Source organism: Roseomonas sp. USHLN139 (genome assembly GCF_037145735.1).
Lineage (GTDB): Bacteria > Pseudomonadota > Alphaproteobacteria > Acetobacterales > Acetobacteraceae > Pseudoroseomonas.
The window spans coordinates 493,527-519,073 of sequence record NZ_JBBCWY010000001.1 but is presented as its reverse complement, the minus strand read 5'-3'; the positions used below and the strand labels follow the sequence as shown (position 1 = coordinate 519,073).

Below are 25,547 nucleotides of genomic sequence, written 5' to 3'. Positions count from 1 at the left end.
GCCGCCCCTGCCTGCGGCGCGCCCGAAGCAACAGCGAGGAACGTATGATCAACAAGATCGTCCGAGACATGGCCGAGGCGATGCAAGGCATCCCCGATGGCGCGACCGTCCTGGTCGGCGGCTTCGGCTCGGTCGGCCAGCCGGACACGCTGATCGACGCGCTGATCGAGCAGGGTGCCTCCGACCTGACCGTCGTCGCCAACAATGCCGGCACCGGGCGCGTCGGCCTGGCGCGGCTGATGGAGCTCGGGCGGGTGCGCAAGATCATCTGCTCCTTCCCGCGCAGCGCCGGCTCGGTGGTCTTCGAGGAGCTCTACAAGGCCGGCAAGCTGGAGCTGGAGATCGTCCCCCAGGGCACGCTGGCCGAGCGCATGCGCGCCGCCGGCGCCGGGGTGCCCGCCTTCTACACGCCGACCGGCTACGGCACGCTGCTGACCGAGGGCAAGCCCGTGGCCGAGTTCGGCGGCAAGATGTGCGTGCTGGAGAATGCCCTGCCCGGCGATGTGGCGCTGGTCCAGGCCCATATGGCCGATCGCTGGGGCAACCTGACCTATCGCCGCAGCGCGCGGAACTTCAACCCGGTGATGGCCATGGCCGCCAAGCTGACCATCGTCGAGGTGGATGAGATCGCGCCCCTCGGCACGCTGGACCCGGAGGCCGTGGCCACGCCCGGCATCTTCGTCGACCGCGTCATCCAGCTGCCCCGCACCGCCGCCTGAGGAGACGAGAACCATGAGCGAGACCCAATTCGCCCCCCTCTCCCGCAAGGACATGGCCCGCCGCGTGGCGCAGGACATTCCCGAGGGCTGGTACGTCAACCTCGGCATCGGCATCCCGACCATGGTCGCCGACTACGTCCCCGCCAGCCGCGAGGTGGTGTTCCATTCCGAGAACGGCGTGCTCGGCATGGGCCCGGCCCCGGCGCCCGAGGATGCCGACCCCTACCTCATCAATGCCGGCAAGCAGCAGGTGACGCTGCTGCGCGGCGGCGCCTATGTCCACCATGCCGACAGCTTCGCCATGATCCGCGGCGGGCATCTCGACCTCTGCGTGCTCGGCGCCTTCGAGGTGGCCGAGAATGGCGACGTCGCCAACTGGGCGACCTCGGCCAATGACACGGCGCCCGCGGTCGGCGGCGCCATGGACCTGGCGGCCGGCGCCAAGCGCCTCTGGGTGGTGATGGAGCACACCACCAAGGACGGCGCCCCGCGCCTGGTGAAGCGCTGCGGCTATCCGCTGACCGCCATGGGCGCGGTGCGCCGCGTCTATACCAACCTGGCCGTGCTCGACGTCACCCCCCAGGGCTTCGCGGTGGTGGAGATGGCGCCCGGCCTGAGCTTCGAAGAGCTGCAGGCGCGCACCGACGCGCCCCTGCGGATGGCCCAGCCTGGTTCCGAGCCTGGAGAGACTGCCTGATGCGTGATGCCTTCCTCTGCGACGCTGCCCGCACGCCGATCGGCCGCTATGCCGGCGCGCTGGCCGCGGTGCGCGCCGACGACCTGGCCGCCGTGCCGATCGTCGCCCTGATGGCGCGCCATCCGGAGCTCGACTGGTCGGCGCTGGACGACGTGGTCTTCGGCTGCGCCAACCAGGCCGGCGAGGACAACCGCAACGTCGCCCGCATGGCCAGCCTGCTCTCCGGCCTGCCCGACACGGTGCCGGGCAGCACGGTCAACCGGCTCTGCGGCTCGGGCATGGACGCCACCGGCATCGCGGCCCGCGCCATCAAGTCCGGCGAGGCCGAGCTGATGCTGGCCGGCGGCGTCGAGAGCATGACCCGCGCCCCCTTCGTCCAGGGCAAGTCGGCCGAGGCCTTCGGGCGTGCGGCCGAGATCTACGACACCACCATCGGCTGGCGCTTCGTCAACCCGCTGATGAAGGCGCAATACGGTGTCGATTCCATGCCGGAGACGGCGGAGAACGTCGCCGCCGACTTCCAGATCAGCCGCGCCGACCAGGATGCCTTCGCGTTCCGCAGCCAGCAGCGGGCGAAGAAGGCGCAGGACAGCGGCCGCTTCGCGCGCGAGATCGTCCCGGTCGAGATCAAGCGCCGCAAGGGCGAGCCGGTGATCGTCTCGCAGGACGAGCACCTCCGCCCCGACACCACGCTGGAGGCGCTGGCGAAGCTCGGCACCCCCTTCCGCAAGGAAGGCGGGTCGGTCACCGCCGGCAATGCCTCGGGCGTCAATGACGGCGCCTGCGCCATCCTGCTGGCCTCGGCGGAAGCCGCCCGCCGGCACGGCCTGACGCCGCGCGCCCGGATCGTCGCCAGCGCCACCGCCGGCGTGCCGCCGCGCATCATGGGCTTCGGCCCGGCCCCCGCCACCCGCCGCGTGCTGGAGAAGACCGGCCTCTCCCTCGGCCAGATGGACGTCATCGAGCTGAACGAGGCCTTCGCCGCCCAGGCGCTCGCCGTGACCCGCGACCTCGGCCTGCCCGACGACGCCGAGCACGTGAACCCGAATGGCGGCGCCATCGCGCTCGGCCACCCGCTCGGCATGTCGGGCGCGCGGCTGGTGCAGACGGCGGTGGAGGAGCTGCATCTCCGCGGCGGGCGCTATGCGCTGGTCACCATGTGCATCGGCGTGGGCCAGGGCATCGCGATGGTGATCGAGAAGGTCTGACGCGAAGACAGAGGCAGGCCAGGGGAATGAATTCCCCTGGACCCCTTCTTTTTTCTGGAAATGCTGCCGCCTCCACATGGCGACAGGACGTGAAACGGCCCAGCCACGGCGCGACCTGCAGGGCGCACCCATGCTATGGCCGAACCGGATAGTTCAGGGGGACGGGCAGGCAATGCAGATGGCGAAGACCACGCCGCGGCCGCGGGATGCGGAGCAGACCCGGCGCGGCATCCTCGATGCCGCCATCGCCGAGTTCTCCGAGAAGGGCCTGTCCGGCGGCCGGGTGGACGAGATCGCCGCGCGGACGCAGACCACCAAGCGGATGATCTACTACTACTTCGGCAGCAAGGAGCAGCTCTTCGCCGCCGTGCTGGAGGAGATGTATGGCGGCATCCGCGCCGCCGAGGCCGGGCTGCGGCTCGACGACCTGCCGCCGCTGGAGGCGCTGCGCCGGCTGGTCGAGACCACCTTCGACTACCATGCCGAGCATCCGGAATTCGTCCGCCTGGTCTCGGTCGAGAATATCCATGCGGCGGCGCATATCGCCCAGTCGCCGACGCTGCGCGGCCGCAACGACGCGGTGATCGGGCTGCTGCGCGGGCTGCTGGCGCGGGGCGAGGCGGCGGGGCTGTTCCGCGCCGGGATCGACCCGCTGGACCTGCACATCCTGATCAATGGCAGCTGCTTCCACCGGGTCGCCAACCGGCACACGCTGGGGGCGATCTTCGGGGTCGACCTCTCGGCGGCCGCGCGCACCGCCAGCCAGCGGCAGATGATCGCCGAGGCGGTGCTGCGCTACGTGGCCGTCACGCCGGACGCGGCCTGAGCCCTCAGACGAAGATCGAGGTGGCGGTGGCGCCCGGGCCTTCCTCCTGCTGCGCGGCATAGGCGCGGGCGGCCTCCGCCAAGGCGCGCTGGCGGAAGCCGCGGTCGGGATCCGCTTCCCGCTCCGGCGGCGCTTCGGCGCGGCGCTCGGCGCCGCTGGCCTGGTCGGCCTGCAGCTGGCCGACGATGCTCTGCAGCAGGCCCTGCACCTGGCCGATCGGGCTGGCCTCGGGCGGGGTGGCGTTGCGGGCCTGAGCCTCTGCCAGGGCGTCGTCGCCGGGGCTGCTCTCCACGCCGGCCGCCCCGGCCTGGGCCTCCTCCTCAGCCTGGGCCTGCAGCGCCTCCAGCAGGGCCTTCAGCGCGGCGATGGCGCCGGTGGCGTTCTCCCCGTCAGCGGCGGCGGCGGGTGGCGGCCCTCCCGGCGGCGGCGCTGGCGGTGGACCGGGGGGCGGCGCCGGGGGCGGCGCGCTGCCGGGCCCGCTCTGCAGCGCGACCAGCAGCGCCTCGGTCTCGTCGCTGTAGCGGGTGGCGCTGTCCGGGGTGGCGACGCCAGGGGCCACCACCGTGCCGGGCGCGGTGGTCGCCGGATCGGCGGTGCTGTCGGTGGTGGTGCCGCCGGCGGTCTGGGCGGCCTGCTCGGCCCGGGCGCGCAGCTGCGCCCAGAATTCCATCAGGCCCTGCTGGCTGGTGACGGCGGAGACGGGAAGCATGGGAACCTCTCAACCCGTTGAGGAGGCTTCCAGCGATGCCTTTAGCAAGGTGGAAAGAAGGCTGGGCGGCGGGGAGAGCGGGTTCTGCCGGCCTCGTCCCCCGCCTGGGTGCCATGGAATGGGTTTACGAAGTCTGAAGCCAAGGAGAAGAAAGTTTTTATCAGACCATCGCGTGGAAATGCGCCAGCATGCGCGCCGCGTCCGGCTCCCGCCCGGTGAACAGGCGGAAGGCGCCGACCGCCTGGAACACCGCCATGCCGCCGCCATCGACGGTGCGGCAGCCACGGGCGCGGGCCTCGCGCAGCAGCGCGGTCTCGAGCGGCACATAGACCACCTCGGCGACCCAGAGCGCCGGGCGCAGCAGGCCAGCCGGCAGCGGCAGGCCGGGATAGTTCGCCATGCCGGTCGGCGTCGCATGGATCAGGCCATGGGCGCGGGCCATGGCGGCATCGATGTCGGTCGAGGCCACGGCGCGGCCGCGGCCGAAGCGCTCGCACAGCGCGGCGGCCAACTGCGCGGCGCGCGCCGGGTCCATGTCCAGCAGGGTCAGCCGGCCGGTGCCGAGCGTCATGGCGGCATGCGCCACCGCCGCCCCCGCCCCGCCGGCGCCGAGCTGCACCACCTCGCCCATCGCCGCATCGGGCAGGCCGCGGCGGAAGCCCTCGGCGAAGCCGGAATGGTCGGTGTTGTGGCCGATGCGGCGGCCGTCCCTGAACACCACCGTGTTCACCGCGCCCAGCGCGCGGGCGTCGTCGGAGACCTCGTGCAGCAGCGGCAGCACCGCCTGCTTGCAGGGATGGGTGACATTGACCCCGGCGAAGCCCAGCGCCTCGGCCATGGCGAGCAGCTCGGGCAGCGCCTCGGGCCCGCGCTTCAGCACCTCGAGGTCGAACAGGCGGTAGAGGTAGCGCAGGCCCTGCGCCGCCCCTTCCCGCTCATGCAGCGCCGGCGAGCGCGAGGCCTGGATGCCGCTGCCGATCAGCCCGACCAGAAAGGCCGGCGGCAGCCCCGCCAGCGGCGAGGAATCATTGGCGGCGACGGGCTGGGCGATCATGCTGGCTTCCTCGTTGTCCCGGAGCCGGCCGCACCGGCTTTGAGCTTGCGAGGCTAATGTACTATCTGGTACGTACGCTTCCAACAGCAATTCGTCCAAGCAAGTGCCGAAGCACCGGAGGAAAGCATGACCTTCACCCGTCGTGGCCTGACGCAGGGGCTGGCCGCCTCGCTCGGCCTGGTGGCCACCGGCGGCGCGCTGCTGCCGCGCGCGGCCCAGGCCCAGAATTTCCCGACCCGCCCGATCACGCTGGTGGTCGCCTGGGCCCCCGGCGGCTCCACCGACTTCGTGGCCCGCGTGCTGGCGCAGCAATTGTCGAAGGAGCTGGGCCAGCAGGTGGTGGTGGAGAACCGCCCCGGCGCCAGCGGCACGATCGGCCATGCCTCGGTGGCCCGGGCGCGCGCCGATGGCTATACGCTGCTGCTCGGCGTCAACAGCACCTTCGCCATGGCGCGGCACCTCTTCCCGAACCGCGGCTATGACGACGAGAAGGGCTTCGCCGGCATCGGCAAGGTGGCGACCACGCCGATCTTCCTGTGCATCAACAACAATCTCGGCGTGAAGGACATTCCGGGCTTCGTGGCGCTGGCCAAGTCGCGGCCGGGCAAGATGAGCTATGCCTCCTCGGGCGCCGGCTCCTCGGCGCATCTGGCGACCGAGCTGTTCCTGCGCGAGACCGGCATCGAGGTGCAGAATGTCAGCTATCGCGGCGGCGCGCCGGCGGTGCAGGCGCTGATCGCCGGCGAGGTGGAGATGGCCTTCGTCGATGCGGTGACCGCGCTGCCGCTGATTGCCGCCAAGCAGGTCACGGTGCTGGGCGTTTCCAGCAAGACCCGCAACCCGCTGGTGCCGGAGGTGCCGACCATCGCCGAGGCCGGGCTGCCCGGCTATGAATGCGCCTCCGAATTCGCCATCCTGGCGCCCGCCGGCACCCCGGCCGAGGTGATCGCCCGGCTTTCCGCGGCCACCGAGGCGACGATGAAGGCCTCCGAGGTGACGGAGCGGCTGAAGCAGAATTCCATCTTCCCGGAATTCGGCAGTTCGGCCGCCTGGCCCGCCTATCTCTCGGCGGAAAGCGCCAAATGGGGCGAGGTGATCCGCTCGCGCGGGATCACTTTGGAGTAGGGCGCGGCACCGCCATCGGCGGTGACGTCCTGACAGAAATAGAAGGGGGTCCGGGGGGATACTTCCCCCCGGCCTTGCTTTGCTTTTAGGAGGTTTTTGTCGATGGCCCGGTCCCGCTGCATTGCCACGGTCTGCCTGAGCGGCGATCTGCCGGACAAGCTGGAGGCGGCGGCGGCGGTCGGCTTCGACGGCGTCGAGATCTTCGAGAATGATCTGCTGACCTTCAACGGCTCGCCCGCCGAGATCCGCCGCCTGGCCGCCGACCTTGGGCTGAGCATCCCGATCTTCCAGCCGTTCCGCGACTTCGAGGCGATGCCCGAGCCGCAGCGCGCGCGCAACATGGACCGGGCCGAGCGCAAGTTCGACGTGATGCAGGCGCTGGGCACCGACCTGGTGCTGGTCTGCAGCAATGTGCAGCCGGCCGCGATCGACGACCCGGCGCGGGCGGCGGCCGATCTGCACGAGATGGCCGAGCGCGCGCAGCGCCGCGGGTTGCGCGTCGGCTTCGAGGCGCTGGCCTGGGGCCGGCACATCAACCGCTGGGCCCAGGCCTGGGATGTGGTGCAGCGCGCCGACCATCCGGCGCTGGGGCTGATCGTCGATTCCTTCCACACCCTGTCGATCAACGACGACCCGTCCGGCATCGCGCAGGTGCCGGGCGAAAAGATCTTCTTCGTGCAGCTGGCGGATGCGCCGCGGCTGGACATGGACGTGCTGAACTGGAGCCGCCACTTCCGCAACTTCCCCGGCCAGGGCCAGCTCGATGTCGCCGGCTTCACCCGTGCGGTGCTGGACAGCGGCTATGCCGGGCCGCTGTCGCTGGAAATCTTCAACGACGAGTTCCGCGCCGCCCCGGTGCGGCAGACGGCGCGCGACGGGCTGCGCTCGCTGATCCTGGTGGAGAGCGAGGCGCAGCCGACGGTCGCCGCCACCGCCCTGCCCCCGGTCTCTCCCTGCAGCGGCGTCGAGTTTCTGGAATTCGCCGTCAACGAGCCGGTGCGGCAGGAGCTCGCCCAGTTCCTCGGCACGCTGGGCTTCCGGCTGGCGGGCCGGCACCGCTCGAAGGCCGTCGAGCTGTACCGCCAGGGCGGCGTCAGCCTGGTGCTGAACGCCGAGCCGGACAGCGCGGCGGCCGGGCATTTCGAGATGCATGGCGCCTCGGTCTGCGCCATGGCGCTGGCGGTGGCGGATGCCGAGGCGACGCTGGCGCGGGCCGATGCGCTGCGCTGCTCCACCTGGTACGAGCCGCGCGGCGAGGGCGAGCGGCCGATCCCCTCCCTGCGCGCCCCCGACGGCTCGCTGGTCTGCCTGGTCGAGAACCGCCCCGGCGAGCGTTCCTTCTGGGAGGATGATTTCTTTCTGATTCCCGGCGTCGATGCCGCCGGGCCGGGGCTGCTCTCGATCGACCATGTGGCGCAGGCGCTGACGCCGGGGCAGATGGACGGCTTCGTGCTGTTCTACCGCGCCGTCTTCGGCATGGAGCCGGAAGGGCTGTGGGAGCTGCCGGATCCGCGCGGCCTGGTGCGCTCCCGCGCCATGGTGACGCCGGACCGGGCGCTGCGCCTGCCGCTGAACGTCTCCGAGGCGCGCGAGACGGCGACCGGCCGCTTCGTCTCCGCCGTCGCCGGCGCCGGCGTCCACCACATCGCCTTCCTGACCGAGGATGCGGCGGCCACCGCCCGGCAGCTGGCCGCGCGCGGCGCGCCGCTGCTGCCGATCCCCGAGAACTACTATGACGACCTGGAGGCGCGCTTCGGCCTCGATCCGGCCCGCCTCGACGAGCTGAAGTCGCTGAACCTGCTGCACGACCAGGATGCCGAGGGCGGGGTCTTCACCCATGCCTATACCGCCAGCTTCGCCGATCGCTTCTTCTTCGAGATCGTCGAGCGGCGCGGCGGCTACCGGCAGTTCGGCGCGCCCAATGCGGGCGTGCGCATGGCGGCCCAGGCCCGCTACCAGGCACGGCGCCAGAAGATCTGAGCGGAAGCGGCGGAGGGGTTGGCTCAACCGCCGCCGCTCCGGCGCGTTGGAAGCGGCATCCCGCCGGAAGGCATGCGATGGAATACGCCGCCCCCGGCCGCCTGCCGGAAGGCCTGAGGGTCTATGCGATCGGCGACGTGCATGGCTGCGCGACCCGCCTGCTCGCCCTGCACGCCGCCATTGCCGAGGACTGGCGGGCCCGCCCCGCCGCGCGCTGCGCCCTGCTGCATCTCGGCGACTATGTCGATCGCGGCCCGGACAGCGCCGCGGTGATCGAGGCGCTGGCCGGCCCGGGCCCGCTGCCCGCGGCCGAGCGCATCGACCTGATGGGCAACCACGAGGCGATGATGCGGGCGGCGCTGCAGGAAGGCCCCGGCTCGGCCGCCGAGGAGCTGTGGCTGTGGAATGGCGGCGACGCCACGCTGGACAGCTATGGCGCGGCGGCCAGCGGCCGGCTGGCGCTGCCCGCCGCCCACCGCGCCTTCCTGGAGGGGCTGCGGCTGAGCTGGCAGGCCGGCGACTATCTTTTCGTCCATGCCGGAATCGATCCGCGCAAGCCGATCGCGGCGCAGCGCGCCCAGGACATGCTCTGGATCCGCGAACCCTTCCTGTCCTGGCCGCGGCCGCTGCCGGCCATCATCGTGCATGGCCATACCCCCTGCCGCGCGCCCGAGCGGCGGGCGAATCGCATCGGCATCGATACCGGGGCGGTCGCCGGCGGGCCGCTGACCTGCCTGGTGCTGGAGGCCGCAAGCCTGCGTTTCCTCTCGGCATAGAGGCGGCGCCTTGCGCGTGGCGGCTCCGCTGCGCTAGGCACCATGCCAATGCAAGGCCCCGTGCCCCCTTCCGGCCCCCGGGCCGCCCTTCCGGACCGCGCGCCCGCGCCCGCCTCCGGGGAAGCTCCCCTCCCCGGCCAGACCGCCAGCGGTCCGGCCGCCACACCCGCTGGCGAGACGGCCTCCGAGATCGATACCGACCTCGCCGAGGCGGTGAAGCAGCTCAAGCGCGCCTCGGTGCTGGTGGTGGGCGACGCCATGCTCGACCGCTACGTCTATGGCGCGGTGAAGCGGATCAGCCCGGAGGCGCCGGTCCCGGTCCTGGCGGTGGAACGCGAGGTCGCCATGCCGGGCGGCGCCGGCAATGTGGTGCGCAACCTGACCGCGCTCGGCGCCGCGGTCGCCTTCCTCTCCGTGGTCGGCGACGACCAGGCGGGCTCCGACCTGACCGGCCTGGTCGGCGGCCAGCCGGGCGTCGAGCCCTGGCTGCTGGTGCAGGGCGGCCGCGCCACCACCACCAAGACCCGCTTCATCGCCGCCGGCCAGCAGATGCTGCGCGCCGACCATGAGATCGCGCGCCCGATCCACCAGCGCCTGGCCGACCGGCTGGTGCGGATCGCCGCCGACACGGTGGCCGCCACCTCGGTCATGGTGCTGTCCGACTACCGCAAGGGCGTGCTCGCCGGCGACGTGCCGCAGCGGCTGATCGCCGCCGCCAAGGCGGCCGGCCGCCGCGTCGTGGTCGACCCCAAGGGCGAGGACTTTTCTCGGTATGCCGGGGCGGACATCATCACGCCGAACCGGGCGGAGCTGGCGCTGGCCAGCGGCCTGCCGATCGACTCGGAGGAGGAGATCGTCGCGGCCGCCCGGGCGCTGCAGGCCCGGCATGGCTTCGGCGCCGTGCTGGTGACCCGCTCCGAGGACGGCATGACCCTGCTCGAGGGCGACGAGGTGCATCATTTCCCGGCCGAGGCGCCGGAGGTGCATGACGTCTCCGGCGCCGGCGACACCGCGGTCGCCGTGCTGGCTGCCGGCATGGCGGCGGGGCTCTCGCTGCCGCTGGCCGCGCGCATCGCCAACATCGCCGGTGGGCTGGTCGTCGGAAAGGTCGGCACGGCGGTCGCCCGCGAATCCGACCTGCTCGAGGCCCTGACCCCCGAGCGCGGCGCCTTGAGAAAAGTGCTGCGCCGCGCCGCGGCGGCGGAGCAGGTGGAGCGCTGGCGCCAGCGCGGCTGGCGCGTCGGCTTCACCAATGGCTGCTTCGACCTGCTGCATCCCGGGCATGTGCACCTGCTGGAGCAGGCGCGCAGCTGGTGCGACCGGCTGGTGGTCGGGCTGAACGCCGATACCAGCGTCAAGCGCCTGAAGGGCCCGACCCGGCCGATCCAGCCGGAGGCGGCGCGCGCCGCCGTGCTGGCCTCGCTGGCCACCGTCGACCTGGTGACCATCTTCGAGGAGGACACGCCGGTCGAGCTGATCCACCTGCTGCGCCCCGACGTGCTGGTGAAGGGCGCCGACTACCGCGTCGACCAGGTGGTGGGCGGCGAGCTGGTGCAGGAATGGGGCGGCGTGGTGAAGCTGGCGGCGCTGCTGCCGGGCAATTCCACCACCGCCACCGTCGCCCGGATGCGCGGCTGACCGCCATGGAGTGGCCGGCGCTGTTCCACGCCGGCCGTTTTCCCGGGTTGGAACCGCGGCTTGCGACTGGAAGAAACCCTTTCCAGATCGACCAGGACCGCATCGTCTTCAGCCGCCCCTTCCGCCGGCTGCAGCAGAAGACCCAGGTGCATCCGCTGATCAGCAACCCGCATGTGCGCAACCGCCTGCTGCACACGCTGGAGGTCGCCTCGATCGGCCGCTCGCTGGGCTTCGCCGTCGGCTCCGAGCTGCGGGGCGAGCTGGCGGCGGCGGGGCAGACGCCGGACGACCTGGGCTATCTGGTGCAGGCGGTGTGCCTGGCGCATGACATCGGCAACCCGCCCTTCGGCCATGCCGGCGAGGAGGTCATCGCGGATTTCATGGCCGGATGGCTGGCGGGACCGGGGGCGGCCAGCGGGCTGGAGCTCGATGCCGACCTGGCCTGTTTCGACGGCAATGCCCAGGGCTTCCGCATCCTGACCGCGGCCGACGGCTATCGCGAGCGCGGCGGGCTGCAGCTGACCTTCGCCAGCCTGGCCGCCTTCATCAAGTATCCCTGGAGCGGCCAGGACCCGCGCGCCGCCCGCGACGGCCGCCCCGGCGTCAAGTTCAACGCCTTTGCCACCGAGGCCGCCGCCTTCGCCGCGGTGACCGACCGATGCGGCCTGGCCGGCCCGCTGCCCCGCCATCCGGCGGTCTGGCTGATGGAGGCGGCGGACGACATCACCTATGGCCTGGCCGATCTCGAGGACGCGGTCGAGCTGCAGATCCTTTCCTACGACCAGTACGAGCAGCTGGTGCTGCCGGTCGCCAGGATCGACCGCGCGCGGCTGCAGGCGGAAGACAGCGTGCCGCAGAAGCTGGCGCTGCTGCGGTCGCGGGCGGCGGGCCAGATGATCGGCGCGCTGAAGACCTGCTTCCTCGAGCATCGCGCGGCGATCCTGGCGGGCGGGATGCCGCTGCGCAAAGGCCTGCTCGATCTCTGCGGCGGCGAATTGCCGAAAGCCTTCGACGCCATCCGCCGCACCAACCGCGAGGTGCTCTACCTGCATGCCCGCAAGGTGGAGTTCGAGATCGGCGCCCGCGACACGCTGGAGAAGACGCTGACCGTCTTCCTCGAGGCCTGCCTGGCCTATGCGCAGAGCCCGGACAAGGACATCGCCCGCATGAAGCTGCGGCCGCGCCAGGCGCTGTCGCTGATGCAGGACTACCATCCGCGCCCGGCCATGACGGCCAGCGAGACCATCCGCTGCGCCGTCGATTTCGTCGCCGGCATGACCGACAACTATGCGGCGACGCTGGCGGCGCGGCTGCGCGGCCTGTGAGCGCCCGCCGGCCGCCGGGATTTTCCTGGCGGGACCGGTATGAAATTCCCTCCATCCCGCCTATCAGTGCCGCGACGTGACCATCGTTTCGCGGAGCCAGACGTGGACCAGCCCATCCGGGTGATCAGCCTCGACCGCACGCCCGAGCGCTTCGCCCTGTTCGAGAAACTCAATCCCGGCCTGGCCTATGAACGCGTGCCCGCCTGCGACGGCCGCCTGCTCGACCGCGCGCGCTGCGAGGCGGAGGGGCTGTTCGCGCCGGGGCTGCGCTACAGCGCCGGCGCCTGCGGCAGCGCCGTCTCGCACATGGCGCTGTGGCAGCAAGGCATGCGGCACGAGCGGGTGATGCATATCGCCGAGGATGATGCGGTCATCCGCCCGGATTTCCACGCCGTCGCCGCGGCGGCGCTGGCCGCGCTGCCGGAGTGGGACGTCGTGCTGTGGTCGCACAACGACAACTGGCCGGTCGGCCTGGTGCCGGCGATCGGCGGCCTGCCGGTGGTGCTGCAGGGGCCGCCGCTGTCGAAGCTGATCCTGGGCGAGGGGCTGGCGCCGTTCCGCGCCAGCCGCCAGCGGCCGGCGCTGGTGCCGCTGCACTCGGCCGCCGGGCTCGGCCTCTACTCGGTCTCGCCGCGCGGCGCGCGCCGGCTGCTGCAGCGCTGCCTGCCGCTGAGCGGCCTGCCCGCCCGCTATGCCCGGAACCCGGGCAGGAACTGGCGCAACACCGCGCTCGATGTCGAGCTGTCGCGCCATTACGCCGCGCTCGACGCCTTCATCGCCCTGCCGATCATGGCGGTGATGGTCAACGACGAGACGATGTCGACGATCCTGCGCAGCTGAACCCCGCCCGCCGCCACGGGCCGCCCTGGAGCGGTTTCCGTTCGCCCTGGCGCACTTCAGCCCCTCCAGGCTTTTGTTTCTGCGAGTCTCGTCAAGCGATCTAGCGGACCGCCGCCTGCAGGAACTGCCCGGCCTGCTCGCGCAGCACGTCGGCCTGGTGGGCGACGCCCTGCACCACCCGGCGCATCCCCTCGGCCGCCTGGCCGGTCTGCTCGGAGGCGGCGCGCACCAGGCCGATGCGGCGGCCGACCGTGCCGGTCGCCTCGGCCACCTGGGCGGCGCTGCGGGCGATCTCCTGGGTGGCGATGTCCTGCTGCTGCACCGCCTGGGCGATCGCATTGGCGATCTCGCTGGTGCGCTCCACCGTGCCGGCGATGGCGCGGATCGCCTCCACCGCCTGGCGGGTCGATTGCTGCATGCCGGCGATCTGCGCGCCGATCTCCTCGGTGGCGCGGGCGGTCTGGCTGGCCAGGTTCTTCACCTCCGAGGCGACCACGGCGAAGCCCTTGCCGGCCTCGCCCGCCCGCGCCGCCTCGATCGTCGCGTTCAGCGCCAGCAGATTGGTCTGCCCGGCGATGCTGCTGATCAGTGCGATCACGTCGCCGATGCGGCGCGAGGAATCGGCCAGGTCGCGCACGCTGACATCGGTGGCGCGGGTCTCGCGCACGGCGCGGCCGGCAATGCCGGCGGCCTCCTCGACCTGGCGGGCGATCTCGCGCACCGCCGCGGCCATCTGCTCGGCCGCGGCGGCGACCGTGTTCACATCGGCCTGGGCGCGCTCCGCCGCCTCGGCCACCATCCCGGATTCCCGCCCCGAGGCCGCCGCCGCCTCGGCCAGCTGCTGCGAGGAGGCGAGCAGCGCCGCGGTGCCGCCGGCCACCTCCTGCACCGCGCTGCCGATATCGCGCTCGAAGGCATCGGCCAGCCGCATCTGCTCGGTCGCCGGCTTCCAGAACAGCATCGGCCCCCGGTAGACGCCCTGGGCGTCGCGCATCGCCGTGACCTCGAGGTCGATCACCTCGCCGCCGAGCCGCAGCCGCTCGCGCAGCGGCAGCCGCGCCGGCTCGGCCAGCAGGGCGGCGATCCGCGCCCCGGCCTCGGGGTGCAGCGCCGCCACCGGCTGGCCGGCCACCGCCTCCGGCGCACAGGCCAGCACCGGGCGCAGCGCCTCCAGCAGCCGCAGCATCTCGGGATTGGCGAAGGTCACGCGGTAGGGCGCCACCGGCGCCACGCGCATCACCGCCAGCGGCATCTGGCCGATCATCTGGCCCTGCTCGAAGGCCTCGGCAACGGTGCCGCGCAGCTGCTCCACCGCGCCGGCGATCAGCCCGATCTCGTCGCGCCGGGTGGCCAGGCGCCCCAGCGCCGCTTCCGCCACCGCCTCGCCCCGGGCGATGCGCGCCAGCACCCCGGACAGCCGGCGCAGCGGCACGGCGATGGCGCGGGTCGTGGCCAGGCTGGTCAGCACCAGCAGCATGGCGATGGCGGCGCCCAGCACCGGCGACCAGAAGGCCAGCGCCGCCTGCGCCGCCGCGGCGGCCTCGACCGCCTCCTCCTCCTCGGCGTCCAGCCGGTCGTCGAAGGCGTGCAGCGCCGCCTCCAGCGCGGCGCGGCGCGGCGCCAGCTCCTGCTCCACCAGCCCGGCCATGCGGCCATTCGCCTCCAGCACCGCCTCGGCCACGCCGGCCAGCCGCTCGCCCTGGCGCAGCAGCGCGGCGAGCGCCTCGGCATAGGCCGGCGGCAGGCCGCGCAGCGCGCCCAGGCCGCGGCCATAGACCCGCTGCTGGGCGATGCCCCGGCGCAGCAGCCGCGCCTCCTCGGCGGTCTCGGTGCTGAGATAGCGCTCGGTGCCGCGGCGCAGCAGCGCCACCGCATTGCCATAGGTGATCAGCCGGCCGCGCACCTCCTCGCGCAGCTCGGCATCGCGCAGGTCGAGCGTGAGATTGGCCAGCGTCGCCTCATGCTGGCGCTCGAACTCGCCCCCCGCCTCGACCAGGCGGTCGTTGCGCAGAAGCAGCAGCGCCTGCCGCAGCGCCACCAGCCGCCCGGTCTCGGTGGCATAGTCGCCGACCATCGCCGGCAGCGGCGCGCCGGCCTGGCGCGAGCCGGCGCCCGGCGTGTCGCGCACCGCCCGCTCCAGCTGCTGCCGCGCCTCCTGCAGCGCCGCCGCCGCCGCCGCCCCCTCTGCCGCCGCCTGCGCCGGCGTCTGCGCCAGGCGCAGCCGCAGCGCGGCCAGGTCGGCGGTCATCACCTGGCCCAGCGCGGCGTGCAGCAGGCCGTTGATCTCGCCGGTCGCGGCCTGCTGCGCGCCGCGCAGCCGCAGCTCGGCCACGCGGCCCTGCAGCAGCACGCCCTGGGCCAGCAGCAGGGCGACCACCAGGGCGGCCGCCAGGCCCATCTTCACGCCGACCGAGAGATTGAGGAACAGGCGCATCGTCGACCTTCATGCCGGAAGCCCCGGCACGATGCTCCGCACGACGCCAAGATTTCCTGAAGACCGGCAGCCTGCCGCCGGCGCCGCGGCTCAGAGGCCGCGGGCGACCAGGATGTTCTGCGACTTGGTGCCCTTCGCCGTCAGCGTGTCCCAGGGCAACGGCTGGGTCTGGCCGTCATTCCCGATCGACCAGGCCTGGAAGCCCAGCCCCTGCAGGAATTCCGCCACGCCGGCCGCGTCGATGCCGCCGCGCACCAGCAGCACGGGGGAGAATTCCATCAGGATCTTCACCTGCGGCGAGCGGCGCAGGATCGCCTCCATGCCGCGCAGCGCCCGGCCCTCATAGCCCTCGACATCCATCTTGATGACGTCGACGCGGAAGGCCGGGTCGGGGAAGAGCTGGTCCAGCGCGACCACCTCGACCGTCGCGACCGAGCCTTTCGCGGCGCCGCCGGGGGCGCGGATATTGCCGCCGCCCGGCATGTCGACGTTGAAGGTGAGCTCGGCCTGGCCCTTGGCCTCGCCGACCGCGACCGGGTGCAGCTTGGCCCAGCGGAAGCCATTGGTGCGCAGCGAGGCGGTGGCCAGCCCCGCCAGATGCGGATTGGGCTCGAAGGCCTCGACCCGGCCGGTGGCGCCGACCAGCGTCGCCGCATGGATGGCGTAGAAGCCGTGATTGGCGCCGATGTCGAGCACGGTGTCGCCGCGCTTCACCAGCGAGCGGAACAGCTTGGTGTACTGGCTCTCCCAGCGGCCCGAGGCCAGCAGGTGGATGCCGATGTCGCGGCTGCGGGTGTCGACATAGATGCGATGCCCGCTCTCCAGGAAGGTCATCGCCGTGTGGTCGCCGAGATAGAGGCTCTGCGCCTCGGCCATCCGGTTGGCGCGCTTGATCAGGAAGCCGCCGATCTCCTCCTGCCGGCTGGCGAGGCGGTCCAGCTTCTGCGCCAGCATGGCCTCCATGCGGGCCAGCTGGTCCTCGAGCTCGGCGACGCGGCCGGCCAGCCGCGCCACCTCGCGCCCCTCGGCCAGTTGCTGGTCGGACATCCGCGGCACTCCCGTTGCGTTCGCCGGAACCGTAACGAAAAGCCGCGCCGATCAGCAAGCCGCCAGGGATGAATTTCCGCCCACGGGCGCCTGGAGCGAACCCGTCCCCGGCGCGCCGCAGGTTTCGCCAGCCCTCAGCGGGCCGGCGGCGTGGTGGGCGCCGTCGCCGGCGCGCCGCCCGCCCTGTTGTCGCCCTCGGCGCGGTCGAGGGCGCGGCCCAGCGCGGTGCCGGGCGGATTGGCGGGCGTGCCGTCCGACTGCTGCGGATAGGCGCCGGAGGTGTTGGTGCCCGCCGCCCGGTCGAGCGCGCGGCTGGCCGCGGTGCCCGGCGGATTGGCCGGCGTGCCGTCGCGCTGCCCGGGATAGGCGCCGGAGACATCGGTGCCGGCGGCGCGGTCCAGCGCCCGGGTCGCCGCGTTGTTGCGCAGCGTCTCGGCGCTGCCCTCGCCGGTCCGCGGGGCTGCGGAGGGCGCGGGGGTGGCGGGCATCGGCTGGCTGGCGGGCGGGGTGCTCTGCGTCGGCGCCGTCTGGGCCAGGGCCGTCCCGCCGATCAGCGAGGCGGCCAGCAGGAGGGGGGTCAGTCGCATGCGGCTTGCTCCTTCGGTCGCCGGCCCCGGGGGCGGGGGCGGCTGTCGCGGGAGGAAACGGCGCCGCCCCCGCCGCAGTTGCCTGGCGGGGAGCGCCGCGCCCTGCCCTCCGCCCGCCGGAGCGGCTAAGCTGCGGCCCATCGTCTGGCTGGGACCCGGCATGCCGCCTGAGTCTGTTTCCCCTGAACTCGTCTACGAGGATGCCGAGATGCTGGTGCTCTACCGGCCCGGCGCCTCGGACTACACGCTGGTGACCTTCGGCGGCCTGGCGACGCGGCCGGAGCCCGGGCGCTTCTGGGCGCAGCCGGCGGTGGAGCGGCTGGGCCTTGACGCGCTGGGCTTCGTCGCCAAGCGCGAGAACTGGTACCCGACCGCCAGCCTGCGCCGCGCCGCGCTCGCCCTGGCCGGGATCGGCCGCGGCCGACGGCTCGGCTATGGCCATGGCATGGGCGGCTTCGCGGCGCTGAAGCATGGCCGGCGGCTCGGGCTGCAGCGGGCGCTGGCGGTCTCGCCACCGGCCAGCATCGATCCGGCGGCCGTGCCCTGGGACCGGCGCTACCGCAGCCACTTCAGGGCCGCGCTGCATCCCGACATGTGGCTGCACCGCCGCGACCTGGCGGAATGGAGCGCCGCCATCTACGACCCCTGGGGCAGCGCCGAGGCCGGGCATGGCCCGCTGCTGGCCGCCGCCGGCGCCGCCCTGGTCGCCGCCCCCTTCCTGCAGGGCCAGTCGATCTTCCTGCTCGGCCAGGCGCAGGTGCTGCGGCAGGCGCTGGACCGGGTCTGGGCGCGGGACGCGGCGGGGCTCCGGGCGCTGCTGCGCTGGCGGCGGTCGCGCTCGCCGCGCTGGCACCAGGCGCTGGCGGCGGTCGCCCGCCGCCACGATCACCCGGCCCTGGCGGCGGCGCTGGAGGCGCGCGCCACGACGCTGGACAATACCGGCCGGCGCCGGGTGACCAGCCTGGCGGCGAAGGAGGCCTGAGGGGCTACCGCGGCGGCAGGTAGCTCTTGCGGTCGAGATAGGCGCGGCGCCAGCGGTTGATCACCACCTTCTCGAACAGCCCGGCCTTGGCGAAGGGATCGGCGGCGATCAGCGCCTCGGCCTCGGCACGGGTCTCGACATCGACGATGTAGAAGCCGCCGCCGGCATCGCTGCCGTCATCCTTCAGCTTGGCGCCGCAGGCCAGCAGCTTGTCGACGACGCCGTCGAGATAGTCGAGATGCTCGGCCCGCGTCGCCTGGCGCAGCGCCTGATGGTCGGGCTTGTCCCAGGTCTCGATCAGATAGGGCATGGATTTCCTCAAGCGGTTCTTGGACGCGGCCAGCCTAGACGCTGTCGCGCGCCGCGCCACCCTGCCCCGGCCCGGAAAACGCATCGAAGAGGATCGAAGGAAGGGGGCGCGGACCGAGGTTGCACGCCCTGCCCGCGTGCAAATTGAGTAACCGGCGGCGTCCCCCTTCAGGCGCCGCGCGGCTGGAACGACCGGTTCGCATAGTGCGGTCGATCCCCTCGGTCCGCTCCCGGTCATGGCCTCCCCTGCAGGCCAGGACCGGTGTCCCGCAGAAGTTCGAAAGCGCCGGCGGAGGCCCGGGGAGAATGCGGGATCCGGATTGCGGTGGGACGGTAGTGAACCGCCCTCCGCCAGCGCTCGTCTGCAACTGCGAGTTATTCGCAATTAAGACCTGCAGGAGGCCGCCGTCAAGCGCGATGTGCGGGCACCGGCAAAAAAGATCGCTCCTGCCGAGCGCCTCGCCGCCAAGCTATTGATGGAAAAGGAAAGAAAAATTCCCCTCCCGGCACGACTCGCCGCGCTGCCCGGCCTCCAAACGCAGGAAGGGCGCCCGAAGGCGCCCTCCCCTTGCGATTCCAGTTGCGAATCCGGCGCTGCCTTGGCGACGGCGCCGGAGCGCGGCGGTCAGATGACCAGCTCGATCAGGAAGGGCGCGTTCTGGGCGCAGGACTGCGCCAGCAGGTCGGCCATCTGCTCCAGCGAGGTGGCCTGCGCCGCCTCGACGCCCATGCCATTGGCCAGCTTCACCCAGTCCAGCGTCGGGTTGCTGAGGTCGAGCATGCCCATCGCCGTCGGGCCGGGATTGGCGCCGACATTCTGGTACTCGCCGAGCAGGATCTGGTACTTGCGGTTGGCCAGGATGATCGTGGTCACCGGCAGCTTCTCGCGCGACTGGGTCCACAGCGCCTGCAGCGTGTACATGCCCGAGCCGTCGGCCTGCAGGTTGATCACCCGGCGCTGCCCGCCGGCGCCGATCGCAGCACCCGTGGCCAGCGGCATGCCGCAGCCGATGGCGCCACCGGTGATCGACAGCCAGTCATGCGGCGGCGCCGCATGCGTCTCCTTGTAGAAGCCGCGGCCGAAGGAGACGCTCTCATCGGCGATGATGGTGCCTTCCGGCATCAGCGCGGCGATGGTGCGCGCCAGGCCCTCGGGCGTGGGGGCGCCCTTCGCCGCCTCGGGGCGCGGGCCGGGATCGGGGATCTCGGCCGGCGCGGCGCCGAGCTCGTCGACCAGCGCCTGCAGCGCGGCGATGCCATCCTCCTCGTAGCGCGAGAGGACATGCACCTCGGCCGTCTCGGGATAGTGGCGGCTCGGCTTGCCCGGATAGGCGAAGAAGCCGACCGGCGCCTTGGCGTTCACCAGGATCAGATGCTCGACCCATTTCAGCGCGTCGATCGCCATGTCGACCGGATAGGGCACGCGCTCCAGCTGCATGCGGCCGCGGCCGCGCTGGACGCGGGCATTCGACATCTCGGCCAGCACGCGCTGGTTGGTGGCGGTCGCCGCGCGATAGGCCAGCGCCTGCGCCTCGGCGCGCAGCCCGATGCCGCCCAGCAGGATCAGCACGTTCTTCTTCTCGCGCAGGATCCGCGCGGCGTTGCGCACCGCATGCGGGTCGGGCGCGGTCGCCGGCGGCACCGGCAGGGCCTCGGCCGGCTGGCCGCCCTCGTTCCAGGCGGTGTCGGCCGGCAGGATCAGGGTCGCGATCTGGCCCGGGGCGCTGCGCGCCGCCTGCACGGCGACCGCGGCATCGGCGCCGACCTGCTTCGAATCGACGGCGGTGCGGGTCCAGCCGGAAACCGGGCGGGCCCAGCCCTCGGTGTCGGCGGTCAGCTGCGCGTCGAAGGGACGGTGATAGGTCGCCTGGTCGCCGACGACATTGACGATGCCGCTGCGCGCGCGCCGGGCATTGTGCAGATTGGCCAGGCCATTGGCCAGGCCGGGGCCGCAATGCAGCAGGGTGGCCGCCGGCTTCTCGGCCATGCGGAAATAGCCATCGGCCATGCCGGTGACGATGTTCTCCTGCAGCCCCAGCACGCAGCGCATGCCGGGGATCCGGTCGAGAGCGGCGACGAAATGCATCTCGCTGGTGCCAGGATTGGCAAAACAGACATCCACGCCGCTCTTCAGCAGCGTGTGGACCAGGCTTTCGGCTCCGTTCACCGGCGTCTCTCCCTCGCGCGTGATCGCCTGAGGCGGACCCGCCGAAGGCGCGCATACCGCTCAAGCCACAAGCCGGACCCCGCTCGGCGCCGCTCGCCGCGCCGGCCGGGATCCAGCGAATGGCCGGAAGCCTGCCGCCAAAGCCGGGTCAGGCCAAGGCCGGGGGTATCGCCTGTCGATCACGGCGGACAAAAAAGTCGGGAGGGCGTGGTCCCGGCCCGCTTTCGCGGTCAGGCCAGCCAGGCCGGCAGCGGCAGGTTCTTGTCGCGCAGGAAGTCGGGATTGAACAGCTTCGACTGGTAGCGGGCGCCGCCGTCGCAGAGGATGGTGACGATGGTGTGCCCCGGCCCCATCGCCCGGGCGACGCGCACCGCCGCGGCGACGTTCAGCCCGGCGCTGCCGCCGACCGACAGCCCCTCCTCGATGAGGAGCGAGAAGACCCAGCGCAGCGCCTCGGCATCGGGGATGATCTCGGCGCCATCGAGCGGCGCGCCCTGCAGGTTGCCGGGCACGCGCGCGGCCTGGCCGATGCCCTCGGTGATCGAGCTGCCCGGGCTGGCCTTGACCGTGCCGGTGGTCACCCAGGGGGCCAGCGCGCTGCCCTCCGGATCGGCCAGCACGATCCTGACCCGCGCATCCTGCGCCTTGAGCGCCCGGGCGATGCCGGCCAGCGTGCCGCCGGTGCCGCAGGCGCAGGTGAAGGCGTCGATGCGACCGCCGGTCTGCGCCCAGATCTCCGGGCCGGTGGTGGCCTCGTGCGCCCGGGCATTGGCCAGGTTGTCGAACTGGTTGGCCCAGACCGCCCCGGTCTCCTCGGCCAGCCGGCGCGAGACATGCACGTAATTGCCCGGGTCGCTGAACGGCCGCGCCGGCACCAGCCGCAGATCGGCGCCGATCATGCGGAGAAAATCGAGCTTCTCGCGGCTCTGCGTCTCGGGCACGACGATGACGCTCTTCCAGCCGCGCGCATTGGCGGCGAGCGCCAGGCCGATGCCGGTATTGCCGGCGGTGCCCTCGACCACGGTGCCGGGCTGGCCGGGGACCAGCAGCCCGCGCTCGACCGCGTCCTGCAGGATGCCGAGCGCCGCGCGATCCTTCACCGAGCCGCCGGGATTCATGAACTCGGCCTTGCCCAGGATCTCGCAGCCGGTTTCCTCGGAGGCGCGCTTCAGCCGGATCAGCGGGGTATTGCCCACCGCGCCCCAGAAGCCGTCGGCGATCGTGGTTGTCATCGGGAGATCTTCACCTTGCGCTGGCCGTGCCGGCAGCAAATCACGCATCCCGATCGTGTGTCAATTGCCCCGCCCCGCCGGTTCCTCGCGGTATATTTACATCATGGGGACGTAAAAAAGGCCCGGAGCAATGCTGCCCGGGCCCTGGAATCCGTGTGGCGCCCGGCAGCGGGCGCGCCTGGCCGGGCCTAGTTGCCCGGCTCCGGATGGCGCAGCAGCCAGAGCCGCTCATGCGCCGCCACCAGCGTCTCCATGTTCTTGCGGCGGTTCTGGTCCGGCACGCTCGGACGCCGCGTCACCATGGTCTCCAGGATGCGCAGCAGCTCTTCCGCCACCTCGAAGTCACTCTGGTCGCAGGCCTGATGGAAGGCGATCAGGATCTTGTCCGACAGCCGGCGAGTGTGCCGGGGCGCAACCTGAGGGGGAGGCCGCAGGGTCTCCGCGACGGTCCGCACCTCGGACCATTCATCGGCCATCGTCATGTTGCTCCTCATGCTGCCGCCACGCCGGGATATTCCACAGTACCTGCCTTTTTCATAAGACCGGGCCGACTCGCTGAACGGTGAACCTACTCGACCCTGTGCATGATGCACAGATCCGTGAATAGGTTCTTAATTTTGTTCATGAAGCTGCGCGTAACACCTTACCGCCAGGCCCGCGCCGGCTCAGCGCTGGGCCAGCTGCCCGCGCACCGCCTCGGCAATGGCTTCCGGGCTGGATTGCGGCCGCAGCAGCGCCCGCACCCTCCCCTCCCGGCCGATCAGATAGATGAAGGACGAGTGGTCCATCAGGTATTCGGACATCTCCGGCCGGTTCACCTTCGAATAGAAGACGCGGAAGCGCCGGGCGGTCTCCGCCACCTGCGTGACGCTGCCGGTCAGCCCGACCATCCGGGGATGGAAGTTGGTGACATAGAGCTTCATCTGCGCCGGGTCGTCGCGCTCCGGATCGACGGTGAAGAAGGCCGGGGTGACGCGCGCCTGCTCCGCCGCGGTCAGCTTGTCCATCGCGGCGGCGATCGAGCCGAGCTCGGTCGGGCAGACATCGGGGCAGAAGGAATAGCCGAAATAGGCGACCATCAGCGTGTCGTCGAAATTCGCCTGGGTGACCGGCTTGCCGTCCTGGTCGACCGCCGACCAGGCGCCGCCGAGCGCCAGCCCCTGGGGCAGCTGCATGCCGCCGGCCGAGACCGGCACCGGCGCCTCGCCGCCGGTCAGCGCGGCCAGCTGGCGCAGGAAGGCATCGCCCAGCGGCTCGCCCGGCTGGCGGCCGAACCAGGCCACCCCCCAGAGGCCGGCGAGACCGAGGATGAGGACCAGGACCAGGGCGCGGACGAGACGTTGCATGACGCCCCGTTTAGCCGATGCGCGCGGCTTTGAAAGGGGACGCTTTGTCCTGGCCGCGGCCGCGCGCCGGCCCGTGATGGCGGGCGGCGGGTTTGCCGGAAGGCGCGCAGCCTGCGGTCGAACAAGCCGCCGGGGCGGCTTGCCGGCATTCGGCCGGAGGCCGGGCGCCCTAGAGGTGCCGCTTCAGCAGCCCGCCGAGCGCCGCCATGCCGCGCTCGATGGTCTCCGGGTCAGGGGCGGAATAGCTCAGCCGGGCGTGGTTCGGCCGCGGGACGACGGGGAAGAAGCTGGCGCCCGGCACATAGGCGACGCGCGCCTCGGGCAGCGCGTGGTCGCGCATGAAGGCGGTGGCGTCGAAGCCCTCGGGGAAGGTCGCCCAGGTGAACAGGCCGCCCTCCGGATCGGTGCAGGTCACCGATTGCGGGAAGTGCCGCCGGATCGCCCCCAGCATACGTTCCTTCTTCGCCGCATAGGTGCTGCGGAGGGTGGCGATATGGGCCTCGATGTCGAAGCGCTCGAGGAACAGGGACACCGCCGCCATGTTCAGCGTGCTGCATTGCGTGTCGGCGGCGAGCTTCAGCAGGGTCAGCCGCTCGATCACCGGGCGCGAGGCCACCGCCCAGCCCAGCCGCAGCCCCGGCGCCAGGATCTTCGAGAAGCTGCCGAGGAAGATCACCCGGCCGCTGCGATCCAGGCTTTTGAGCGTCGGCAGGGCCTCGCCGGCGAAGCGCAGCGGCCGGTAGGGCGTGTCCTCGATCACCATCAGGTCGAATTCTTCTGCGAGTTCCAGCAGGCGCTGCCGGCGCGGCAGGCTCATCGTCACGCCGGTCGGGTTGTGGAAATCCGGGATGGTGTAGATCACCCGCGCTCTGGGCGTCGCCTTCAGCACCGCCTCCAGCGCCTCGGTGTCCATCCCCTCGGCATCCATCGGCACGGCGGCATAGCGCGGCTGGCAGGGGTCGAAGGCGATCAGCGCGCCCAGGAAGGTCGGGTCCTCGGTCACCACCACGTCGCCCGGGTCCAGCAGCAGCCGCCCGGCCAGGTCCAGCCCCTGCTGGCCGCCCTGCAGCACCAGCACCTCCCCGGGCGCGCAGGGCGTGCCGTCGGCGGCCATCCGCGCGGCGATCTGGGCGCGCAGCCGCGGCTGGCCCTCGGGCGTCGCGTATTGCAGCGTGGCGGCGCCGTCGCCGGCGATGGCCTCGCGGAACACCGCCTCCAGCCCGGCCAGCGGGAACAGCCCGGCATCGGGATAGCCGCCGCCGAAGGACATCACCCCCGGCGCCGCGCCCAGCCGCAGCAGCTCGCCGATGGCATTGGGCTGCACCTGCCGCATGCGCTGCGCCCAGCGCGGGGTGGTCACGGCATCCATGGGGGCCTCCATCGGCGGGTTGCGGGCTCTGGGCGCCCTGCATAGCGCGGCGGCGGCGGCGGCGCTGTCCCGGCCGTGCCATGGCTGTCAGCAAAGCGCCAGCGGCCTGCCGGCCCCGGGCAAAAATGGCACGGCGGTGACAGCGGTGGCCTGCCGCGCATAGCCGCCCCCCGGGCCGGGTCGCATACTCCGCCCGACCGCAGGAGTGCCCGCCATGGCCGCCGCCCAGACGCCCACCGCCGATACCGCCGCGCCACCGCCGGATGGCGGCCCGGTGATCGACAGCCACCACCATCTCTGGGACCTGTCGATGCGGCGCCATCCCTGGCTGGCGCCGGACGGCGGGGTGACCGCGCTGGGCGACCTGGCCTATCTCCGCCGCGACTACCTGGTCGACGATTTCGCGCGCGATGCCGCCGGCAGCGGCGTGGTCGGCAGCGTGCATGTCGAGGCGCTGTGGGACCCGGCGCGCGACCCGGTGGAGGAGACCGCCTGGCTCGACAGCCTGCCGCTGCGCGACGGCATCGCCGCCCGCTGCGTCGCCGGCTGCAGGCTGCAGGATCCGCGCGCCGGGGAGATCCTGGCGGCGCAGGCGGCGCATGGCCGGGTGGCCGGCATCCGCCAGACCCTGCGCTGGCATCCCGACCCGGCGCAGCGCTGGAGCGCCGAGAAATACTGGGAGACCGAGGCCTGGCAGCGCGGCCTGTCCCTGCTGCCCCGGCATGGCTTCCTGCTCGAGCTGCTGATGAACCCCTGGGCGGCGCAGGACGTTGCGCGGCTGGCGGCCGGGCATCCGGGGCTCACCATCGTGGTCAATCACTGCGGCTCGCCGATGGACCGCGACGCGGCGGGGATCGCCCGCTGGCGCGACGGGCTGGCCGCCATGGGGCAGCAGCCGAACATCCACCTGAAGCTGTCGAACTTTCCGCGCTACCTGTCCGCGCCGGTGGCCTCCGCGGCGCATGAGGTGCTGGACCCCTGCCTCGCCGCCTTCGGCGCGGCGCGCTGCCTCTGGGGCTCCGACTATCCGGTGGCGCGGCGCGACACGAGCTATGCCGCGGCGCTCGCCCTGTTCCGCCAGGGCATCGCCGGCCTGCCGGCGGTCGAGCAGCGCGCCCTGCTGCACGACAATGCGGCGCGGCTCTACCGCTTCTAACCCGTCTTCCCTGCCAAGGAT

Annotated in this window: 23 protein-coding genes; 12 read left to right on the top strand and 11 right to left on the bottom strand. The window is 72.4% G+C overall.

The genetic code is table 11. From position 1 onward, the window contains the following. Positions 1–44 precede the first annotated feature (44 nt). The 4 genes from WFI16_RS02395 (at position 45) to WFI16_RS02380 (ending at position 3,450) form a co-directional block, all read left to right on the top strand. Positions 45–719 (top strand): 3-oxoacid CoA-transferase subunit A, encoded by a 675-nt coding sequence (locus tag WFI16_RS02395; protein WP_419896191.1) that lies wholly within the window; start codon positions 45–47, stop codon positions 717–719. A gap of 13 nt (positions 720–732) precedes the next feature. Continuing rightward, a complete protein-coding gene (locus tag WFI16_RS02390; RefSeq protein WP_419896190.1) occupies positions 733–1,416 on the top strand; it encodes a 3-oxoacid CoA-transferase subunit B in 684 nt (227 codons plus the stop codon). Next, positions 1,416–2,624, top strand: coding sequence for a 3-oxoadipyl-CoA thiolase (gene pcaF / locus WFI16_RS02385; protein ID WP_419896189.1), 1,209 nt, complete (start codon positions 1,416–1,418; stop codon positions 2,622–2,624). Before WFI16_RS02390 ends, pcaF begins: the two co-directional genes overlap by 1 nt. A 178-nt stretch (positions 2,625–2,802) precedes the next feature. Further along, the gene (locus WFI16_RS02380; RefSeq protein WP_419896188.1) at positions 2,803–3,450 is read left to right on the top strand and encodes a TetR/AcrR family transcriptional regulator; all 648 of its coding nucleotides are present in this window, start codon (positions 2,803–2,805) and stop codon (positions 3,448–3,450) included. Positions 3,451–3,454: 4 nt separating this feature from the next. On the opposite strand, the gene WFI16_RS02375 is transcribed toward WFI16_RS02380, so the two are convergent. Then, on the bottom strand, positions 3,455–4,159 hold the full coding sequence (locus WFI16_RS02375; protein ID WP_419896187.1) for a hypothetical protein: 705 nt from the start codon (positions 4,157–4,159) through the stop codon (positions 3,455–3,457). 160 nt (positions 4,160–4,319) lie between these two features. Further along, the gene (locus WFI16_RS02370; RefSeq protein WP_419896186.1) at positions 4,320–5,213 is read right to left on the bottom strand and encodes a shikimate dehydrogenase; all 894 of its coding nucleotides are present in this window, start codon (positions 5,211–5,213) and stop codon (positions 4,320–4,322) included. Positions 5,214–5,339: 126 nt separating this feature from the next. Here WFI16_RS02370 and WFI16_RS02365 point away from each other — a divergent pair, with 126 nt between their 5' ends. The 6 genes from WFI16_RS02365 to WFI16_RS02340 all read left to right on the top strand — a co-directional run bounded on the left by WFI16_RS02365 (position 5,340) and on the right by WFI16_RS02340 (position 12,897). Next, positions 5,340–6,338 (top strand): Bug family tripartite tricarboxylate transporter substrate binding protein, encoded by a 999-nt coding sequence (locus WFI16_RS02365; RefSeq protein ID WP_419896185.1) that lies wholly within the window; start codon positions 5,340–5,342, stop codon positions 6,336–6,338. Between the two features lie 102 nt (positions 6,339–6,440). Continuing rightward, entirely contained in the window at positions 6,441–8,318 is a 1,878-nt protein-coding gene (locus tag WFI16_RS02360; protein WP_419896184.1) for a bifunctional sugar phosphate isomerase/epimerase/4-hydroxyphenylpyruvate dioxygenase family protein, read from the top strand. A gap of 77 nt (positions 8,319–8,395) precedes the next feature. Then, positions 8,396–9,094 carry a metallophosphoesterase gene (locus WFI16_RS02355; protein WP_419896183.1) on the top strand — a complete coding sequence of 233 codons (699 nt, stop codon included), beginning with the start codon at positions 8,396–8,398 and terminating at the stop codon, positions 9,092–9,094. Between the two features lie 48 nt (positions 9,095–9,142). Continuing rightward, entirely contained in the window at positions 9,143–10,732 is a 1,590-nt protein-coding gene (gene rfaE1, locus WFI16_RS02350; RefSeq protein WP_442970626.1) for a D-glycero-beta-D-manno-heptose-7-phosphate kinase, read from the top strand. Positions 10,733–10,737: 5 nt separating this feature from the next. After that, on the top strand, positions 10,738–12,057 hold the full coding sequence (gene dgt, locus WFI16_RS02345) for a dGTP triphosphohydrolase (protein ID WP_419896182.1): 1,320 nt from the start codon (positions 10,738–10,740) through the stop codon (positions 12,055–12,057). Positions 12,058–12,159: 102 nt separating this feature from the next. After that, positions 12,160–12,897, top strand: coding sequence for a glycosyltransferase family 25 protein (locus WFI16_RS02340; RefSeq protein ID WP_419896181.1), 738 nt, complete (start codon positions 12,160–12,162; stop codon positions 12,895–12,897). A gap of 100 nt (positions 12,898–12,997) precedes the next feature. Here the strand turns inward: WFI16_RS02340 and WFI16_RS02335 are convergent, their stop codons facing one another. The 3 genes from WFI16_RS02335 to WFI16_RS02325 all read right to left on the bottom strand — a co-directional run bounded on the left by WFI16_RS02335 (position 12,998) and on the right by WFI16_RS02325 (position 16,965). Next, positions 12,998–15,331, bottom strand: coding sequence for a methyl-accepting chemotaxis protein (locus WFI16_RS02335; protein WP_419896180.1), 2,334 nt, complete (start codon positions 15,329–15,331; stop codon positions 12,998–13,000). A 90-nt stretch (positions 15,332–15,421) separates the two neighbouring features. After that, on the bottom strand, positions 15,422–16,378 hold the full coding sequence (locus WFI16_RS02330; RefSeq protein ID WP_419896179.1) for an FkbM family methyltransferase: 957 nt from the start codon (positions 16,376–16,378) through the stop codon (positions 15,422–15,424). 134 nt (positions 16,379–16,512) lie between these two features. After that, on the bottom strand, positions 16,513–16,965 hold the full coding sequence (locus WFI16_RS02325; RefSeq protein ID WP_419896178.1) for a hypothetical protein: 453 nt from the start codon (positions 16,963–16,965) through the stop codon (positions 16,513–16,515). A gap of 160 nt (positions 16,966–17,125) precedes the next feature. Here WFI16_RS02325 and WFI16_RS02320 point away from each other — a divergent pair, with 160 nt between their 5' ends. Beyond that, positions 17,126–17,947, top strand: coding sequence for a hypothetical protein (locus WFI16_RS02320; protein WP_419896177.1), 822 nt, complete (start codon positions 17,126–17,128; stop codon positions 17,945–17,947). Positions 17,948–17,951: 4 nt separating this feature from the next. Here the strand turns inward: WFI16_RS02320 and WFI16_RS02315 are convergent, their stop codons facing one another. The 6 genes from WFI16_RS02315 to WFI16_RS02290 form a co-directional block, all read right to left on the bottom strand. Beyond that, the gene (locus WFI16_RS02315; protein ID WP_419896176.1) at positions 17,952–18,257 is read right to left on the bottom strand and encodes a YciI family protein; all 306 of its coding nucleotides are present in this window, start codon (positions 18,255–18,257) and stop codon (positions 17,952–17,954) included. Positions 18,258–18,881: 624 nt separating this feature from the next. After that, a complete protein-coding gene (locus WFI16_RS02310; protein ID WP_419896175.1) occupies positions 18,882–20,423 on the bottom strand; it encodes an acetolactate synthase large subunit in 1,542 nt (513 codons plus the stop codon). Between the two features lie 230 nt (positions 20,424–20,653). Beyond that, positions 20,654–21,655, bottom strand: a complete 1,002-nt coding sequence (locus WFI16_RS02305; protein ID WP_419896174.1) for a cysteine synthase A — start codon at positions 21,653–21,655, stop codon at positions 20,654–20,656. A gap of 188 nt (positions 21,656–21,843) precedes the next feature. Next, entirely contained in the window at positions 21,844–22,137 is a 294-nt protein-coding gene (locus WFI16_RS02300) for a hypothetical protein (RefSeq protein WP_419896173.1), read from the bottom strand. A 183-nt stretch (positions 22,138–22,320) separates the two neighbouring features. Next, entirely contained in the window at positions 22,321–23,001 is a 681-nt protein-coding gene (locus tag WFI16_RS02295) for an SCO family protein (RefSeq protein ID WP_419896172.1), read from the bottom strand. Positions 23,002–23,170: 169 nt separating this feature from the next. Continuing rightward, positions 23,171–24,370, bottom strand: a complete 1,200-nt coding sequence (locus tag WFI16_RS02290) for an aminotransferase-like domain-containing protein (RefSeq protein ID WP_419896171.1) — start codon at positions 24,368–24,370, stop codon at positions 23,171–23,173. A 214-nt stretch (positions 24,371–24,584) separates the two neighbouring features. Here WFI16_RS02290 and WFI16_RS02285 point away from each other — a divergent pair, with 214 nt between their 5' ends. After that, positions 24,585–25,526, top strand: coding sequence for an amidohydrolase family protein (locus tag WFI16_RS02285; protein WP_419896170.1), 942 nt, complete (start codon positions 24,585–24,587; stop codon positions 25,524–25,526). Positions 25,527–25,547 lie beyond the last annotated feature (21 nt).

Bases quoted from the DNA above. Each gene is read 5' to 3' on its own strand.
- dgt (WP_419896182.1), top strand. From the start codon at position 10,738: ATGGAGTGGCCGGCGCTGTTCCACGCCGGCCGTTTTCCCGGGTTGGAA.
- WFI16_RS02320 (WP_419896177.1), top strand. From the start codon at position 17,126: ATGCCGCCTGAGTCTGTTTCCCCTGAACTCGTCTACGAGGATGCCGAG.
- WFI16_RS02290 (WP_419896171.1), bottom strand. From the start codon at position 24,370: ATGGATGCCGTGACCACCCCGCGCTGGGCGCAGCGCATGCGGCAGGTG.
- WFI16_RS02390 (WP_419896190.1), top strand. From the start codon at position 733: ATGAGCGAGACCCAATTCGCCCCCCTCTCCCGCAAGGACATGGCCCGC.
- pcaF (WP_419896189.1), top strand. From the start codon at position 1,416: ATGCGTGATGCCTTCCTCTGCGACGCTGCCCGCACGCCGATCGGCCGC.
- WFI16_RS02370 (WP_419896186.1), bottom strand. From the start codon at position 5,213: ATGATCGCCCAGCCCGTCGCCGCCAATGATTCCTCGCCGCTGGCGGGG.
- WFI16_RS02375 (WP_419896187.1), bottom strand. From the start codon at position 4,159: ATGCTTCCCGTCTCCGCCGTCACCAGCCAGCAGGGCCTGATGGAATTC.
- WFI16_RS02295 (WP_419896172.1), bottom strand. From the start codon at position 23,001: ATGCAACGTCTCGTCCGCGCCCTGGTCCTGGTCCTCATCCTCGGTCTC.
- WFI16_RS02395 (WP_419896191.1), top strand. From the start codon at position 45: ATGATCAACAAGATCGTCCGAGACATGGCCGAGGCGATGCAAGGCATC.
- WFI16_RS02360 (WP_419896184.1), top strand. From the start codon at position 6,441: ATGGCCCGGTCCCGCTGCATTGCCACGGTCTGCCTGAGCGGCGATCTG.
- WFI16_RS02355 (WP_419896183.1), top strand. From the start codon at position 8,396: ATGGAATACGCCGCCCCCGGCCGCCTGCCGGAAGGCCTGAGGGTCTAT.
- WFI16_RS02305 (WP_419896174.1), bottom strand. From the start codon at position 21,655: ATGACAACCACGATCGCCGACGGCTTCTGGGGCGCGGTGGGCAATACC.
- WFI16_RS02335 (WP_419896180.1), bottom strand. From the start codon at position 15,331: ATGCGCCTGTTCCTCAATCTCTCGGTCGGCGTGAAGATGGGCCTGGCG.
- WFI16_RS02365 (WP_419896185.1), top strand. From the start codon at position 5,340: ATGACCTTCACCCGTCGTGGCCTGACGCAGGGGCTGGCCGCCTCGCTC.
- WFI16_RS02300 (WP_419896173.1), bottom strand. From the start codon at position 22,137: ATGACGATGGCCGATGAATGGTCCGAGGTGCGGACCGTCGCGGAGACC.
- WFI16_RS02330 (WP_419896179.1), bottom strand. From the start codon at position 16,378: ATGTCCGACCAGCAACTGGCCGAGGGGCGCGAGGTGGCGCGGCTGGCC.
- WFI16_RS02315 (WP_419896176.1), bottom strand. From the start codon at position 18,257: ATGCCCTATCTGATCGAGACCTGGGACAAGCCCGACCATCAGGCGCTG.
- WFI16_RS02380 (WP_419896188.1), top strand. From the start codon at position 2,803: ATGGCGAAGACCACGCCGCGGCCGCGGGATGCGGAGCAGACCCGGCGC.
- WFI16_RS02325 (WP_419896178.1), bottom strand. From the start codon at position 16,965: ATGCGACTGACCCCCCTCCTGCTGGCCGCCTCGCTGATCGGCGGGACG.
- rfaE1 (WP_442970626.1), top strand. From the start codon at position 9,143: ATGCAAGGCCCCGTGCCCCCTTCCGGCCCCCGGGCCGCCCTTCCGGAC.
- WFI16_RS02285 (WP_419896170.1), top strand. From the start codon at position 24,585: ATGGCCGCCGCCCAGACGCCCACCGCCGATACCGCCGCGCCACCGCCG.